The organism is Catenulispora sp. GP43 (assembly GCF_041260665.1).
In the GTDB taxonomy this organism is placed as follows: domain Bacteria; phylum Actinomycetota; class Actinomycetes; order Streptomycetales; family Catenulisporaceae; genus Catenulispora.
The window spans coordinates 567018-581714 of sequence record NZ_JBGCCT010000001.1 but is presented as its reverse complement, the minus strand read 5'-3'; the positions used below and the strand labels follow the sequence as shown (position 1 = coordinate 581714).

At 73.2% G+C, this 14697-nt stretch carries 14 protein-coding genes; 4 read left to right on the top strand and 10 right to left on the bottom strand.

Going from position 1 to position 14697, the window contains the following annotated elements; genetic code table 11:
* Window positions 1-2: 2 nt before the first annotated feature.
* The 5 genes from ABH926_RS02620 to ABH926_RS02600 all read right to left on the bottom strand — a co-directional run bounded on the left by ABH926_RS02620 (window position 3) and on the right by ABH926_RS02600 (window position 3544).
* Window positions 3-614, bottom strand: a complete 612-nt coding sequence (locus tag ABH926_RS02620; protein ID WP_370363606.1) for a MarC family protein — start codon at window positions 612-614, stop codon at window positions 3-5.
* A gap of 44 nt (window positions 615-658) precedes the next feature.
* Window positions 659-1018 (bottom strand): hypothetical protein, encoded by a 360-nt coding sequence (locus ABH926_RS02615; RefSeq protein ID WP_370363605.1) that lies wholly within the window; start codon window positions 1016-1018, stop codon window positions 659-661.
* A gap of 66 nt (window positions 1019-1084) precedes the next feature.
* Complete coding sequence (locus ABH926_RS02610) at window positions 1085-2284, bottom strand: PLP-dependent aspartate aminotransferase family protein (RefSeq protein WP_370363604.1); 1200 nt, start codon at window positions 2282-2284, stop codon at window positions 1085-1087.
* A 93-nt stretch (window positions 2285-2377) separates the two neighbouring features.
* A complete protein-coding gene (locus ABH926_RS02605) occupies window positions 2378-2773 on the bottom strand; it encodes a cold-shock protein (RefSeq protein WP_370363603.1) in 396 nt (131 codons plus the stop codon).
* A gap of 153 nt (window positions 2774-2926) precedes the next feature.
* Window positions 2927-3544, bottom strand: coding sequence for an HAD family hydrolase (locus ABH926_RS02600; RefSeq protein ID WP_370363602.1), 618 nt, complete (start codon window positions 3542-3544; stop codon window positions 2927-2929).
* A 351-nt stretch (window positions 3545-3895) separates the two neighbouring features.
* On the opposite strand from ABH926_RS02600, the gene ABH926_RS02595 reads away from it, so the two are divergent.
* Entirely contained in the window at window positions 3896-4570 is a 675-nt protein-coding gene (locus tag ABH926_RS02595) for a sucrase ferredoxin (protein ID WP_370363601.1), read from the top strand.
* Here the strand turns inward: ABH926_RS02595 and ABH926_RS02590 are convergent.
* Window positions 4557-5558, bottom strand: coding sequence for a hypothetical protein (locus ABH926_RS02590; protein ID WP_370363600.1), 1002 nt, complete (start codon window positions 5556-5558; stop codon window positions 4557-4559). The two genes, ABH926_RS02595 and ABH926_RS02590, sit on opposite strands and share 14 nt — an antisense overlap.
* Window positions 5559-5732: 174 nt before the next feature.
* On the opposite strand from ABH926_RS02590, the gene ABH926_RS02585 reads away from it, so the two are divergent.
* Window positions 5733-7967: a helicase-associated domain-containing protein gene (locus ABH926_RS02585; protein ID WP_370363599.1), complete on the top strand. Its 2235-nt coding sequence runs from the start codon at window positions 5733-5735 to the stop codon at window positions 7965-7967.
* 13 nt (window positions 7968-7980) lie between these two features.
* Here ABH926_RS02585 and ABH926_RS02580 read toward each other — a convergent pair whose 3' ends face one another.
* Window positions 7981-8559, bottom strand: coding sequence for a dihydrofolate reductase family protein (locus tag ABH926_RS02580; RefSeq protein ID WP_370363598.1), 579 nt, complete (start codon window positions 8557-8559; stop codon window positions 7981-7983).
* A gap of 100 nt (window positions 8560-8659) precedes the next feature.
* On the opposite strand from ABH926_RS02580, the gene proS reads away from it, so the two are divergent.
* Window positions 8660-10102 (top strand): proline--tRNA ligase, encoded by a 1443-nt coding sequence (proS, locus tag ABH926_RS02575; protein WP_370363597.1) that lies wholly within the window; start codon window positions 8660-8662, stop codon window positions 10100-10102.
* A 57-nt stretch (window positions 10103-10159) separates the two neighbouring features.
* On the opposite strand, the gene ABH926_RS02570 is transcribed toward proS, so the two are convergent.
* From ABH926_RS02570 to ABH926_RS02560, 3 genes are all read right to left on the bottom strand, one after another.
* Window positions 10160-10981: a 1,4-dihydroxy-6-naphthoate synthase gene (locus ABH926_RS02570; protein WP_370363596.1), complete on the bottom strand. Its 822-nt coding sequence runs from the start codon at window positions 10979-10981 to the stop codon at window positions 10160-10162.
* 8 nt (window positions 10982-10989) lie between these two features.
* On the bottom strand, window positions 10990-11637 hold the full coding sequence (locus ABH926_RS02565; RefSeq protein WP_370363595.1) for a futalosine hydrolase: 648 nt from the start codon (window positions 11635-11637) through the stop codon (window positions 10990-10992).
* A 104-nt stretch (window positions 11638-11741) separates the two neighbouring features.
* The gene (locus tag ABH926_RS02560; RefSeq protein WP_370363594.1) at window positions 11742-13538 is read right to left on the bottom strand and encodes an MFS transporter; all 1797 of its coding nucleotides are present in this window, start codon (window positions 13536-13538) and stop codon (window positions 11742-11744) included.
* 132 nt (window positions 13539-13670) lie between these two features.
* Between ABH926_RS02560 and ABH926_RS02555 the strand changes: the two genes are divergently transcribed.
* Window positions 13671-14696, top strand: coding sequence for a DUF3027 domain-containing protein (locus ABH926_RS02555; RefSeq protein WP_370363593.1), 1026 nt, complete (start codon window positions 13671-13673; stop codon window positions 14694-14696).
* Window position 14697 lies beyond the last annotated feature (1 nt).

The following is a 14697-nucleotide window of genomic DNA, read 5'->3' as shown; positions in this document are numbered from 1 at the left end:
AGTCATCCGGCCTTGATGAACGCCCGCACCGAATCGGCCACCATCTGCACCGCGATCGCGGACAGCAGCAGACCGGCGATGCGCGTCACCAGGGTCACGCCGGAGTCCTTGATGACCCGGATCACCTGAACGGAGAAGCGCATCGTGAGCCACAGCGTGATGTGGATCGCCACGATCGCCACGCCGACGGCGAGGATGCCGGACCAGTGGTGGTCGGTGCGCTTGGCGAACACCATCACCGCCACGATCGCGCCGGGGCCGGCCAGCAGCGGGGTGCCCAGCGGCACCAGCGCGACGTTGACCGCCTCGTTGGAGTGCGAGGGCTCCTCGCTGCGGCCGGTCAGCAGCTCCAGCGCGATCAGCAGGAGCAGCAGCCCGCCGGAGCCCTGCAGCGCCGGCAGCGTCACGCCGAGGTAGTCCAGGATCTGCTGGCCGAACAGCGCGAACACGCAGATGACGCAGAACGCCACCAGCGCCGCCTGCCACGCGGCCTTCGTGCGCTCGGCCTTGCTGCGGCCGTTGGTCAGCGCCAGGAAGATCGGCAGGGTCCCCGGCGGGTCCATGATGACGAACAGCGTGATGTACGCCTCGAGAAAGAGCTTGCTGTCGAACACGCACGAAGACCTATCACCTGGAAGGACTTTGTTTCCACATCCGTTCACGCCAGCCACGGATGCCGCTGCACGAGCGGGGTGCCGGACCACCACCGGCCCAGGCCGTACCGCCATCCCAGGGTGGTGAAGCCGATGCCCAGGACGACGAGCGCGAAGACCAGACGGTGGTCCACGGTCGGATGGCCGTGCACGGCCATCAGCAGCACGGCCGCGCCGACCGCCGCGAACCGCATCACGATCCCGAAGACCAGCCCCACCCCGGCCCCGGTCAGGGCGAGCACCAGCAGCCAGTCCGACCACGAGGACAGGCTGTGGATCCAGGCCCTGCGCAGGAACGTCCCGCCGAGCAGGACCCGGATCAGAGCCCAGAGCAGGTCCAGGCGCGTGAGCTCCAGTGGGTCCATGGAGCCTTTATCGCCCCGGGGCCGCAGTGGTGCATGTGGGGCGGGGGAAACGGGTGACGGAAGGAACTAGATCTTCGCGAACGCGGCTTCGAGGTCTTCGATGAGATCATCGGCGTCCTCCAGCCCCACCGAGAACCGCAGCAGGCCGGCGTCCGGCCGGGCGTCGGGGGCGACGTTGCGGTGGCTCAGAGACGCGGGGTGGGTGATCAGCGACTCGGCGCCGCCGAGCGAGGCCGCGTGCAGGATCAGCCGCACGTTCTCGGCGACCGCGGCCGCCGCGTCGTAGCCGCCGCGCATCTCGAACGACATCATCGCGCCGGGCAGCAGCATCTGCTTGTCCGGGCCGATCAGGCCGTCCGGGTCGCCGCCGGGCAGGCCGGGGTAGTGGACGCGCTCCACGGCCGGGTGCGAGGCCAGCCAGGCGGCGACCGTCCCGGCCGTCTCCGAGGAGCGCTTCACGCGCAGCGGCAGCGTCTGCAGGCCCCGGTGCAGCAGGTAGCCGGCCAGGGGGTGCAGCAGGCCGCCGGTCTGGATGCGGATGTCCCGCAGCCGCGCGGCCCACTCCGGGGTGGTCGCGACCACGCCGCCGAGGACGTCGGAGTGCCCGCCGAGGTACTTGGTGGCGCTGTGCACGACCAGCGTCGCGCCGTGCCGGGCCGGCTGCTGCAGGACCGGGGTCGCGAACGTGGAGTCCACCAGGTACGGCACCTCGCCGCAGGCCGCGGCGACCGCGTCGAGGTCCAGCAGCCGCGCGGTCGGGTTGGCCGGGGTCTCGACCACCACCAGCGCGGTGTCCGGGCGGGCGGCCAGCGCCGGGGCGATGTCCGCCGGGCCGTCCACCCAGGTGACCTCGGTGCCCAGCGTGCCCTTGGTGAGCAGGCCGTCGGTGCCGCCGTAGATCGGCCGCAGCGCCACGATGTGCCGCTTGCCCTCGGCGGCCGCGGTGGCCGTCGCGGCCAGCAGGCAGGCGGTGATCGCGGCCATCCCGGTGGCGAAGGACACCGCCTCGGGCAGGCCCTCCAGCTCGGCCAGCGCGCGCTCGAACCCGGCGGTCGTGGGGTTCCACATCCGCTGGTAGACCAGGCCGCCCTCGACGGTGGGCGGGGCCCCGGCGACGAGCGCGGCGTAGCTCTCGCCGCCGGCGTCGACGCCGGGCAGGTGGTAGGTCGCCGACAGGTCGATCGGCGGCGTCGGGTTCGTGACGGTTCGCCCCGCGTGGACGGCTGCTGTGCCGGTTACCCGGTCTATGTTCCGATCAGCGCTCATGCTGCGATTATGCGAGATGCGCGCGGGGCGGCGGCATAGCCGTTCACGATGTGGTGGCCCGCACTTGTGAGTGGCCCGCTCGTGGTGGCCCGCTCAGCTCTCCAGCTGGTCGGCGACCGCGCGCAGCACCCCGGCGAGCTTGCGTGAGGTGGCCTTGTCCGGGTACTTGCCCCGGCGGAAGGTCTCGGACATGCCGTCGAGCAGCTTCATCACGTCCTCGACGATGACCACCATCTCCTCGGCCGGCTTGCGGTCGCGGGCCGCGACCGCGGCCTCCACGCTCGGCCGGGTCTCCAGCAGCCGCACGCCTATCGCGGTGTCGCCGCGCTTGCCGGCGGCCACCCCGAACTCGACCCGCTGGCCGCTCTTGAGCTCCGCCGCGCCCGCGGGCAGAGCGGAGGAGTGCATGAACACGTCGGGCCCGTCGTCGCGGGTGATGAAGCCGAAACCCTTTTCGGTGTCGTACCACTTGATCTTGCCGGTAGGCACGGTGGGACCCTCGCGTCTGCTGTCGTCGGTGATTCACTCTTGCGGGGTAAGCGTAACCAGGAAACGCCCGCCTTGGGCAGGGTTATCCCAGGGCCTGACCGGGGCGTCCGGGGCAGTTCGGGACGGTGCTGCCGGGCACGGACACTGGGCCGATCAGGCGGCCAGATACCCGTCGAGCCAAGCGGGGAAACCACGCAGGTCGGCCAGCACCGCGTCGGCCCCGGCGGCGGCCAGGTCGGCGGCGCTGACCGGCCCGGTGGCGACCGAGACGGCCACCGCGCCGGCCGCCCGCGCGCCGAGGATGTCGCCGATGTGGTCGCCGACGTAGACCCCGGCGCCGTGCTCGCGCAGCGCCTCGCCCTTCTTCGGGCCCCAGTGCCAGCCCACGAGGACGTCCGGGACCAGCCCGAGGTGCTCCAGGTGCAGCGCGGCGTTGGGGCCGTACTTGGCGGTGACGACCATGACCCGCCCGCCGCGCTCGCGGATCGTCGCGAACGCCTCGGCGGCGCCGGGCAGCGCCGGCGTCGGCGCGATCGCGAACTCCGGGTACAGCGCCCGGTACTCGTCCCCGGCGGCGGCGATGCGCTCCTGCGGGAACCAGTACGCCAGCTCCTCCTCCAGCGGCGGCCCGAGGCGGGTGACCACGGCGTCGGCGTCGATGGCCACGCCGGTGCGCCGGGACAGCTCGGTCATCGTGGCGTGCACGCCCGGCCGCGAGTCGATCAGGGTCATGTCAAGGTCGAAGCCCACGGTCAAAGGAGTGCCGATCATGCGATCAGCGTATCGCCGGCCACGTTTTCGCCCGGCGGGCGCGGGCAGCCGGGGAACCGGACAAGCCGGCCGGCGGCCGGCGGTCACCGGTTCGGGCGAGCGTTCAAGGCCGGAAGGGTAGGACTGCGGGTGCGCGGGGTAAGGTGAGGCTACCCTGAGTTGCCTGATCTGAGCTACCCGACCCGATCCGGGTCACCTGATCCGACCTGATCCGACCTGATCTGATCCGACCCCGCCGACTCACCCGTTCCCGCCGTGACCGCCCCCCGACACTCCCGGCCCGATCACCCCAAGGTTCCACTCTCCCCGATCGGGCCGGGGCGTGACCGCACCGCCTCGAAAGACCCGCCCGTGTCCGTCTGCGAATCCGCTCTCGGTGGCTGCGCCGCCCTGTGCCGGGCCCTGCGCCGGCCGATGGGGGACACCGCGCCGCCGCGGGCCAAAGCGTGGCTCGCGGTGGAGCACCCCGGGCCGTGGCCGGCCTTCGGGTGGCCGCCGGACCTGCCCGCCGGGGTGGCCGAGGTGCTGACCGCCGCGCCGGCCTACGCCGTACGTCCGCAGCTGATCCGGAGACCGGACCGTGACGGGCGCGCCGTGACCGGGGACCGGGCGGTCTTCGTCGCCGGCGGACCGCTCGGCGCGCGCTGGCTGGAACGGCGGGTCACCGGGGACCTCGACGACATCGCGAAGCTCGATCTGAAGGCGCTGGCCGACGGCGGTCCGCCCGGGTTCGGCGCGCTGCTGCGCGAGCGGATCCTGCTGGTGTGCACGCACGGCAAGCGCGACGTCTGCTGCGCCCGCTACGGCGCCCCGGTCGCCCGGGAACTGGCCGCGCGCGGGCTGCCGGTCTGGGAGACCACGCACGTGGGCGGCGACCAGTTCGCGGCGAACATGGTGTGCCTGCCCGACGGCACGTACCACGGCCGTCTGGACCGCCTGTCCGCCGCCGAGGTCGCCCTCGGCGCGCTGCGCGGCGAGGTGTCCGCCGCGCACTTCCGGGGCCGGGCCGGGGTCAGCCGGACTTAGCCACCGCCTTGAACAGGCGCCAGAGCAGATACAGCGCGCCGAGCAGGCCCAGCATCGTCGGCACCGCGGTGAAGCCGTCCTTGGCTGCCTGCCAGGTCTGGCTGGAGTTCAACGGCGTGTCGTGGCCGGTGGACCGGCCGCGCGCCAGGAACAGCCCGAAGGCGTAGAACACGAACGCGGTGAGCGGCACGCCGATGAGCGCGAACCGCTTCTCGCCGGGCGTGTACGAGTACGACGTCATCGCGAGCAGATAGCCGACCACGACGATGGCGATCGTGTACGGCGACATGGCCACCGCGTTGACGATCGCGCCGACGCACAGGACCGTCACCGCGGCGAGCGCCTGTGCGTGGCCGTTCGCGGTGCGCCGCACCATCGGCCCGGCGGTCATCGGCGGTGGCGGGGGTGCCGGGGCCGGTCCCGGGGCCGGGGTGAAGCTGCTCCCGCTCTCGATCGGGATCTGCGGCCCGGCGCCGCCGCCACCCTCTCCGCCGCCTTCCTCCGGCTCGCCGCTGTAGTACCAGTCGGCGCTGCCGGCGCCGAACGGGTCCGGCTCGGCCGGGATCTCCGGCCCCGGCAGCACGTCGCCCTCGGAGTCCGAGGCGCCGAAGCCGCCGGGCGGCGGGTTGGTCAGCGACTCCGGGGTGACCAGCCGGGCGACGGCCGGGTCGACCTCGGGGGAGAAGACGGAGGCCGCGCCGTACGCGTTGCCGCCGCCGCTCACGCCCCGGCGCTGCCGCTCGCGGGCCGCGTACAGCGGGTCCTTGTTCGCCTCGGCCATCACCAGAGCCTCGGGGCGGCCCATGCCGAGCAGGATCTGGCGCACGTCGGCCGCGCGCGTCGCCTTGCGGGCCGTGACCCGGGACTCGATCTCCGTACGGGTGCGGGACACGAGCTGGTTGCGCGACGTGGGCGACATACGGCCCTCCGCCAGCGTGGACAGCTCGGCCAGGTACCGGAACATCTCCTGGTCGGTCTCGGCCGTCACCCCTGCGTTCCCCCTGTTTCCGTTGAGCCCAAAGCGGCGTGCGTGCCGCCTGTGGCACCCGCATCCGTATCGTATGCGGGCGCTGTGATCGTCGGGACTCGACTACCGTTGTCTGTGATGCCCATCGAACACCCCGGCCATTCTGCGCGACCCGGCACCGCAGGTGCACGGGCGGTGACGCGCGCCAATCGGGGTCCGGCGGCCGGCGGGGCGTCTCAGGGTTCGGACACCTCGGGTCCGGCGGCGGCCGCGACGTCGGCCCCGCGCAGGCGTTCGCTCGCGGACGAACTGCGGTCCTGGCCGGTGGAGCGGCTGGCGAATCTGCTGGCGGCGCGCCCGGATCTGGCGGTGCCGCCGCCGGCGTCGATCGCGGCCCTGGCCGAGCGGGCCTCGCAGCGCGCGTCCGTGGCGCTGGCGATGGACCGACTTGATGCATTCACCTTGCAAGTGCTCCAAGCGCTCGCGGTGTCCCCGGAGCCGGTGACCGCGGCCTCGACCACCGAGTTGCTCGGGCTGTCGGTGCTGGACGAGGTCGCCGACGCCATCGCGGACCTGCGCGACGCGGCGCTGCTGTGGGGACCGGACGAAGCCCTGCGGCCGCTCGTCAATGCGCGCGAGGCGTTGGGGGAGAACCCCGTCGGCCTCGGTCCGCCGCTGGCGTCGGCGCTGAACAACTCCTCCCCGGCCGGGATGCAGGGATTCCTGCACCGCCTCGGCCTGCCCGCGACGCCGGATCCGGTGAGCGCGGTCGGCTCGATCTCCGCGCTGGCCGCCGATCCGCCGAGGATGCGTGCGGTGCTGGACTCCGCGCCGTCCGGAGTGGAAGCCGTGCTGGAGAAACTGGTGTGGGGGCCGCCGTTCGGCCGGATCAACCAGCCCTCCGCCGAGGACGAGGCAGTGGCACCGGCCCCCGACGCGGCCCCCGACGCCGGCGGATCCCCTCTGGAATGGCTCCTGGCCCGCGGCATCCTCGGCCGCTGGACCGACGACACCGTCGTGCTGCCCCGCGAGATCGCCTTCTTCCTGCGGCGCCACGTCTTCGGCACCGGCCTGCACCGCGACCTGGCCTCCGATCCGCCGCCGGTCCCCGTGGTCCAGCACGACGCCCGCACCGCCGACGCCGCCGCCGGCGCCGCGGCGATCGCCGTGCCCCGGCGCGTCGAGGAACTGCTCGACGCCTGGGCCTCCGGCCCGCCCGGCGTCCTGCGCTCCGGCGGCGCCGGCATCAGGGATCTGCGGCGCACCGCGGCGCTGCTGGACGCGCCCGAGGAGGAGGCCGCCTTCCTGGCCGAGCTGGCCTACGCCGCCGGCCTCGTGGCCGCCGACCTGGCCTCCGGCTTCTGGCTGCCGACCCCGGCCTACGACCGCTGGCTGGACCTGCCGCCGGAGCGCCGCTGGGCCGAGTTGGCGGCGGCGTGGCTGGTCTCGGACCGGGCCGCGGGCCGGGTCGGGTCGCCGGACGAGCGGAACCGGCAGGTGGCCCCGCTGTCGGCGGAGGTCGCGTCCTGGGCCGTGACCGAACTGCGCCGGGACCTGCTCGGCGAGCTCGACCGGCTGCCGCCCGGCGCCACCACCCCGCTGCCGGCCCTGGTGGACCGGCTGTTCTGGGAGCGCCCGCGGCGCAGCGGCCCGGCGATGCGGCAGCTGGTGGACTGGACGCTGCGCGAGGCGGTCTGGCTCGGCCTGGTCGCCCCGGTGCGCGGCGGCGCCGGGATCCTGGCCGCCCACGGCCGGGCCCTGCTGCTGGGCCGGCCGCGCGAGGCGCTGGCCGCGGCGCTGGGCCGGGCGCTGCCCGAACCGGTGCGGCATGTGCTGATCCAGGGCGACCTGACCGCGATCGCCCCCGGCCCGCTGGCCCCCGAGGTGGCCCGGGAGATGGCGCTGATCGCCGACATCGAGTCCTCCGGCGCCGCGACCGTCTACCGGTTCACCACCGCCTCGGTCCGCCGCGCCTTCGACGCCGGGCGCGGCGCCGCCGATCTGCACGCCTTCCTGGCCGAGCACTCGCTGCACGAGATCCCGCAGGCCCTGAGCTATCTGGTCGACGACGTCGCGCGCCGCCACGGCCGGGTCCGCGTCGGCTCGGCGGTCTCCTACGTCCGCGCCGACAACGACGCCGCGCTGACCGAGATGCTGGCCGACCGGCGCATCGGCGGCCTGGGCCTGCGCCGGATCGCGCCCGGCGTCGCGGTCTCCGAGCTGCCGCCGGAGGAGCTGCTCGAGGGGCTGCGGACCAACGGCTACGCCCCGATGGGCGAGAACGAGGACGGCAGCGGCGCGCCGGTGGTGGTCGCGACCTCCCGGGCGCGGCGGGCGACCTCTTTCCATCCGTACGCGGTGCAGCGGCAGGCACTGCCGGGGTCGGCGGCGGTGGTCGGGCTGGCGCAGGAGCTGGCGGCCGGGGGCTAGCCGGACCGGATAGTCAGCCGTGCAGCGTGGGCCGGTAGACGAGCTCCTGGACGCGGCCGTCGAGCGTGCGGTGCTCGAGCAGCTCCAGGTCGAAGTCGGCCGCGCCGCCGAAGACCGGTTCCAGCCCGGTCCGGCCGGTGATCACCGGGAAGACCGACACCTGGACCCGGTCGACCAGCCCGGCGGCCATCAGCGCCCGGTTCATCGACAGGCTGCCGTGCGAGCGCAGCGGCACGTCGGACTCCTTCTTGAGCCGGGCGACGACCTCGACGGCGTCGCCGTTCTCGAGCGTCGCGTCCGGCCAGTCCAGGGGCCCGGTCAGGGTGCTCGACACGACCGTCGCCGGCAGCTCCACCATCCGGGTCACCCAGGGATCGCGGACATCGGAGTCCTCGGTACTCGCCGCGAGCATCTGCGTGAACAGCCGGTACGTGGCGGCTCCGAAGACCATCCGCTGCTCCCCGGTGTACAGACCCAGCCGGTGCTCCAGCAGTTCCGGGCCCTGCTTGCCCCAGTAGCCGGTCCAGTCGCCGCCGGCGGCGCCGAAGCCGTCGAGGCTGGAGAAGACGTCGAACGTGTAGGTGGCGGTCATGGCGTTCTCCTCGCTGTCATCGGCGTCTGTCGGTGGTTCAGACGACGCGCCGCCGCGAAATTCATCGCTCGATTCGGTACCGCCTCGGTAGCGTTCCGTCATGGCACGTGACGAGCGCGGGGTCACCCCGCAGAGCGAGGACTTCTCCTCCTGGTACAACGAAGTGGTCACCAAGGCGCAGCTGGTCGAGCGCGGCCCGGCGCGCGGCACCATGGTGATCCGACCGTATGGGTACCGCATCTGGGAGCTGCTCCAAGCCGACCTCGACGGCCGCATCAAGGACACCGGGCACGAGAACGCCTACTTCCCGATGCTGATCCCGGAGTCCTACCTCAAGCGGGAGGCCGAGCACGTCGAGGGCTTCTCCCCGGAGCTGGCCGTCGTCACCCACGCCGGCGGCAAGGAGCTGGAGGAGCCGCTGATCCTGCGGCCCACCTCGGAGACGGTCATCGGCGAGATGATGGCCAAGTGGATCTCGTCCTACCGGGACCTGCCGCTGCTGCTGAACCAGTGGGCGAACGTCGTCCGCTGGGAGCTGCGCCCCCGCCTGTTCCTGCGCACCACCGAGTTCCTGTGGCAGGAGGGCCACACCGCGCACGCCGACGAGGCCGAGGCCATGGCCGAGACACTGCAGATGCTCGACGTCTACGAGCGGGTCGCGCGCGACGTGGCCGCGATCCCGGTCGTCCCGGGGGAGAAGACGCCCGGCGAGCGGTTCGCCGGCGCCGTGAAGACCTTCACCGTCGAGGGCATGATGCGTGACGGCAAGGCCCTGCAGAGCGGCACCACGCACTATCTGGGCACGAACTTCGCCAAGGCCTTCGGCATCCAGTTCGCCGACGACGCCGGCCGGCTGGAGCTGTGCCACACCACCTCCTGGGGCATGTCCACGCGAATGGTCGGCGGCGTGATCATGACCCACGGCGACGACAAGGGTCTGGTGCTGCCGCCGAAGCTGGCCCCGTACCAGGTGGTGATCGTCCCGATCGCGCGCGGCGACCAGGCGGAGACGGTGCTGGAGGCGGTACGCGAGCTGGCCGTGCGGCTGAAGACCGCCGGGATCCGGGTCCACGTCGACGACCGGCCCCAGGTGTCCCCGGGCTTCAAGTTCAACGACTGGGAGATGCGCGGCGTCCCGATGCGGCTGGAGATCGGCCCGCGCGACCTGGCGGCCGGGACCGCGCTGCTGGCCAAGCGGCTGGGCGATGAGGGCAAGACCGCGATCTCGCTCGACACCGCCCCGGAGGTCCTGCTGGACCTGCTCGACGACTTCCAGGAGTTCCTGCTGGAGCGCGCGACGGACTTCCGCGAGTCGCACACGGTCACCGTGGACGACTGGGACGGCTTCACCGCGGCCGTCGCCACCGGCTGGGCCCGGGCCCTGCACTGCGGGCGTCCGGAGTGCGAGGAGGACATCAAGTCCGAGACCGCCGCCACGCCGCGCTGCATCCCGCTGGAGGCGCCGGCCGAGTCCGGGACCTGCGTGCGCTGTAATGCGCCGTCGGCGTACGGCAAGCGCGTGTTATTCGGGCGTTCCTACTGAGCCGTGCGGAAAGCCGCGGCCCCGACGCCGATCCTGTCGGGGCCGCGCTGCGAGCGGCTACTTCGCGAGCAGCGCCTCGACCGCCGCGAGCCCGTCCGGGCCCAGATCCCGGGTGAAGTCGTTCACGTACAGCCCGATGTGCTGCCGCGCGACCTCCGGGTCCATCTCCTGCGCGTGCTCCATCACGTACTCGTGCGAGGCCTTCGGGTCGGCCCAGGCCGCGTCCACCGAGGCCCGGATGAGCCCGCTCAGCTCGGCCAGCGCCTCGGCCCCGAGATCCCGGCGGGCCACGATCGCGCCCAGCGGGATCGGCAGGCCGGTCTCGGCCTCCCACCATTCGCCGAGGTCGGCGTGGCAGGTCAGGCCGAAGTTCTGGTAGGTGAAGCGGGCCTCGTGGATCACCAGGCCGGCGACCGCCTCGCCGGCCGCGACGGCGGGCATGATCTCGTGGAACGGCAGGACCTTGATGTCCACGCCGCCCGGCACGTTCTTCTCCGCCCACAGCTCGAACAGCCGGTAGGCGGTGGACAGCAGGCTCGGCACCGCGACCGTGCCGCCGGCCAGGTCCTGGGCCGACACCGCGCCCTGGGACAGCACCAGCGGGCCGCAGCCGCGGCCCAGCGCGCCGCCGCAGTGCAGCAGCTCGTAGCGGTCCCGGACCAGTGGCAGGGCCGGGAAGGAGATCTTCAGGACGTCGGGCGCGTCGTCCTTCTGCACCCAGTAGTTCGTGACGTCGATGTCCGCGAAGGTCACGTCGAACGCCGGCGCCCCGGGCACCAGGCCGTGGGTCAGTGCGTGGAAGACGAACGTGTCGTTGGGGCACGGCGAGTAGGCGATGGACAGCTTCTCGGGCAGGACGGTCACTGGAGCGTCAGACATATCGCCGATTATGCGACGCCCGGCGCCTGGAGGGCGGCCAGGGTCTGCCCGACGGTCGCCAGGACGTCCATGGCTTCACCGATCCGCCACGATTCCCGGTCCCGCGGCCCGACCACGTTGGAGATCGCGCGGATCTCCACGAAGGGCAGCTCGGCCATCGTCGCGGCGCTGGCCACGCCGAAGCCCTCCATGCCCTCGGCGGCCGCGTCCGGGTGCCGGGCCAGCAGTTCCTCGGTGCGCTCGGCGGTGCCGGTCACCGTGGCCACGGTCAGCACGGCGCCGTTGACCACGTGCAGGCCGGCGCCGCTGAGCGCCGAGCCGATCAGCGCGGCCCAGGCCTCGTCCGGCTGCTCCACGTGCGGGGCGAAGCCCAGCTCCTCGATCGGCAGGAAGCCCTCGGGGGAGTCCGCGCCCAGATCGGCGGCGACCACCCGGGTGGAGACCACGACCGAGCCGATCGGGGCGCGCGGGGCGAAGCCGCCGCCGATGCCGACTGAGACGGCCAGTTTGTAGGGCTCGGAGGCCAGGACCCAGGCCGCGCCGGTGCCCGCGGCCGCGGGGCCCGCGCCGGTGACTATCACCGTCAGGCCGTCGGCGTGCCTTTGGAGCGCGTCGCGCTCGGCCCCGACGGCCGTCGCCAGCAAGAACTCGTACATTCGGTCACTCCCCGTCGTCCCGTGGATTGCATGCGTGTCCGTGTCCGGCCATGCCGGAAACGTACCCGGCATCCGGGCTCCGTCCCCACATGTCCGCCGAGTCTTTAGACTCCGAGACTCTGCGCGGGGTTGGGCGCCACGAAACGCAAGTCCGACAGAGCCTTCAAGGTCACCACGCAGACCGCCAGCAAAGCCACGGCCGCGACGACGAACGCGAAGGTCCCGTTGCCGTTGCCCGGGAACGACATGGCGATCCCCAGGCCTCCGCCGACCACCCAGGCCAGCTGCAACAGTGTCTCAGACCGGGCGAAGGCCGACGTGCGCACACGTTCGAGGGTGTCGCGCTGCAAAAGGGCGTCCAGGGACAGTTTGGCCAGCGCAGCGCTCATGGCCGCGACGGCCGCTACGGTGAGTACCGTGATCAGGTTGTAATAGAACGCGCACGCCAGGACCGCGCCGGTGGTCAGCGCCAGCATCGCGGAGATCACGCCCTCCGGGGCCCGCGCCTTCAGCATCGAGCCCAGCGAGGTGCCCACCAGGTTGCCGACGGCCGCGGCGCCGGCGATCAGGCCGATCGCGACCAGGTCCTTGTAGCCGGCCAGCGGGTGGTAGCGGACCAGGAACGCCATGAAGATGGTCAGGAACCCGGAGAAGCAGCGGAAGGCGGCGTTGGCGCGCACGGCCAGCATGACCGCCGGGCCCACCGAGCGCAGCCGCAGGTTCGGCATGGTCTCCTCCAGGCGGGGATCCATGTTCCGGTCCTTCTTCTTCAGCTGTGCCTTCTGCTCGCCCTCGGCGGAGTCCACGTGGGCCGGCAGCCGGATCGCCAGGAAGGCGCCGAGCGCGAAGACCGCCGCCGCGCCGATCAGGCAGTAGGCCGCGCCCGTCTTCACCAGCAGGCCGCCGATCGGGGCGAAGACGAAGGTGGCGATGATGCTGGCCATCGAGGTGCGCGAGTTCGCCTTGATCAGCGTGCTGCCGCGCGGGACCAGCCGCGGGATCACCGCGCTGCGGGTCACGCCGTAGGCCTTGGACGCCGCCAGGCAGCCGAACGCGGCCGGGTACAGCGCCAGGTTGGCGTCCCCGCTCACGGTGCGCGCCATGATCAGCGCCAGCACCAGGCGCGCGGCCATGGTCACCGCCATCGCCAGCCGCCGGCCGTGCCCGAAGCGGTCCAGCAGCGGGCCGATCACCGGCGCCAGCAGCACGAACGGCACCATCGTGATCACCAGGTACAGCGCCACCTTGCCGCGCGCCTGCCCCGGCTGGACCCCGAAGAACACCGACTGCGCCAGCGCCAGGGTGATCAGCAGGTCGCCGGCGGTGTTCACGGCGTGCAGCTCGATCAGGCGGGACAGCCCGGACTCCCGGGCGCCGCCGGCCTCGGTGTACCGGCGGATGCGGTGGCCGACGAAGCCGCCGACCCGGCCCATCGCGCGGCCGGTCGCCTCGGTGCCCTCGCCGACCCGGCGCAGGATGCGGGCCGCGTCGGACTCCGGCCGCGCCGGGCCCACCGGGGTGAGCATCTCCAGGTCGGCCGCCGACAGGTCGGGGGCGACCTCGGCCAGCTCCGGCAGGGTCGCGGCCAGGTCGATGGTCGCTACCGGCACCTCGCCGGGCTGCTGGGCGGCCATGGTGCGGGTCGGGACCGGATCGCGGTGGCCGGCCGGTCCGCCGTGCGGCGCCGCGGAGGCCGCGGACGCTGACAGGGCCGAGGATGCCGAGGGACCGCCGGTCGGCAGCGTGTCGGCGAGCCCGGCGTCCCCCGGCGCCGCGGCGCCCCGAGGGCGCTTCGGCGGCAGCGGCGGGGGCTGCGGGATCAACGGCCGCGTCGCCTCCGGGGCGTCGAAAACCCGCGTCCGTTCCTCGCCGTCCCGATTCGGCGTCTGATCCTTGGCCACGCCCCTATCCTGCCCGGAAAAAGTGAACGTGGGGAGCCGGTGATTCATTTGGGACCCCGGTGGACCGGCCCGGATGCACCAACAGGCGAACCGCTGTCACATGAACACCTCCGGATAGGGGAGAATCGAGGCGTGAACGCCGCGACCGCCACCCCAGCCCGCTCCACAGACAGCCGGCCGCGCGGACGCCAGCCGGTCCTCGACCAGGTCTGCGCCGACGCGGTCGACCTGGCCCTGGCCGCGGCCGAGGACGTCGCCGGGATCGGCGAGGTGGGCCGGCACGTCGGCATGCTCGCCGAGGGGGACCGCGTGGTCACCCACCTGTTCGAGTGCAAGGAGCGCGGCTACCGCGGCTGGAACTGGGCCGTGACCGTGACCCGCGCCCCGCGCACCAAGTTCGTCACCCTGGACGAGACGGTCCTGGTCGCCGGCCGGGAGTCGGTCCTGGCCCCGGACTGGGTGCCGTGGAGCGAGCGCCTGCGCCCGGGCGACCTGGGCCCCGGCGACCTTCTGCCGATCGCCGAGGACGACGCCCGCCTGGTCCCGGCCTACACCGGCCAGGACGAGGAGGAGCCGCGGCCCTACCGCGAGATCACCCGCGACTCCCTGCCCCTGGTCGCCTACCAGCTGGGCCTGGGCCGCCCCCGCGTGCTCTCCCGCGAGGGCCGCGAGGAGGCCGCCGAGCGCTGGCACGAGGGCGAGTTCGGCCCGCACTCCCCGATGGCCCAGGCCGCCCCGGCCCGCTGCTCCGGCTGCGGATTCCTGGCGCCCCTGGCCGGGATGCTGGGCCAGGCCTTCGGCGTGTGCGCGAACGAGATCGCCCCGAGCGACGGCCGCGTGGTCTCCCTGGACTTCGGCTGCGGCGCGCACTCCGAGGCGGCCGTGGTCCCGGCCGCGCACCCGACGTCGGAGCCGGTGGTCGACGAGTACGTCTACGACACCGTGACCTTCAACGAGCGGGTGGTGCCGGCGCCCGGCGAGGCGACGCGGGCCGCCGAGGCGGCGGCCGCCGCGGTGGTGGACGCGACCGCGGCCGCGGCCGAGGTCGCGGACGCCGGATCCCCGGACGTCGAGGCCGCTGAGCCCACAGAGCCCACTGAGCCCACTGAGCCCGCGGTGGTGGAAGCAGCAGTGGAAGAGCCCGTCGATGAAAGCTGAC

Coding starts and splice junctions, on each gene's coding strand:
- ABH926_RS02580 (WP_370363598.1), bottom strand. CDS start 8,559: ATGACCGCCACCTACACGTTCGACGTCTTCTCCAGCCTCGACGGCTTC.
- ABH926_RS02570 (WP_370363596.1), bottom strand. CDS start 10,981: ATGTCTGACGCTCCAGTGACCGTCCTGCCCGAGAAGCTGTCCATCGCC.
- proS (WP_370363597.1), top strand. CDS start 8,660: ATGGCACGTGACGAGCGCGGGGTCACCCCGCAGAGCGAGGACTTCTCC.
- ABH926_RS02565 (WP_370363595.1), bottom strand. CDS start 11,637: ATGTACGAGTTCTTGCTGGCGACGGCCGTCGGGGCCGAGCGCGACGCG.
- ABH926_RS02615 (WP_370363605.1), bottom strand. CDS start 1,018: ATGGACCCACTGGAGCTCACGCGCCTGGACCTGCTCTGGGCTCTGATC.
- ABH926_RS02610 (WP_370363604.1), bottom strand. CDS start 2,284: ATGAGCGCTGATCGGAACATAGACCGGGTAACCGGCACAGCAGCCGTC.
- ABH926_RS02600 (WP_370363602.1), bottom strand. CDS start 3,544: ATGATCGGCACTCCTTTGACCGTGGGCTTCGACCTTGACATGACCCTG.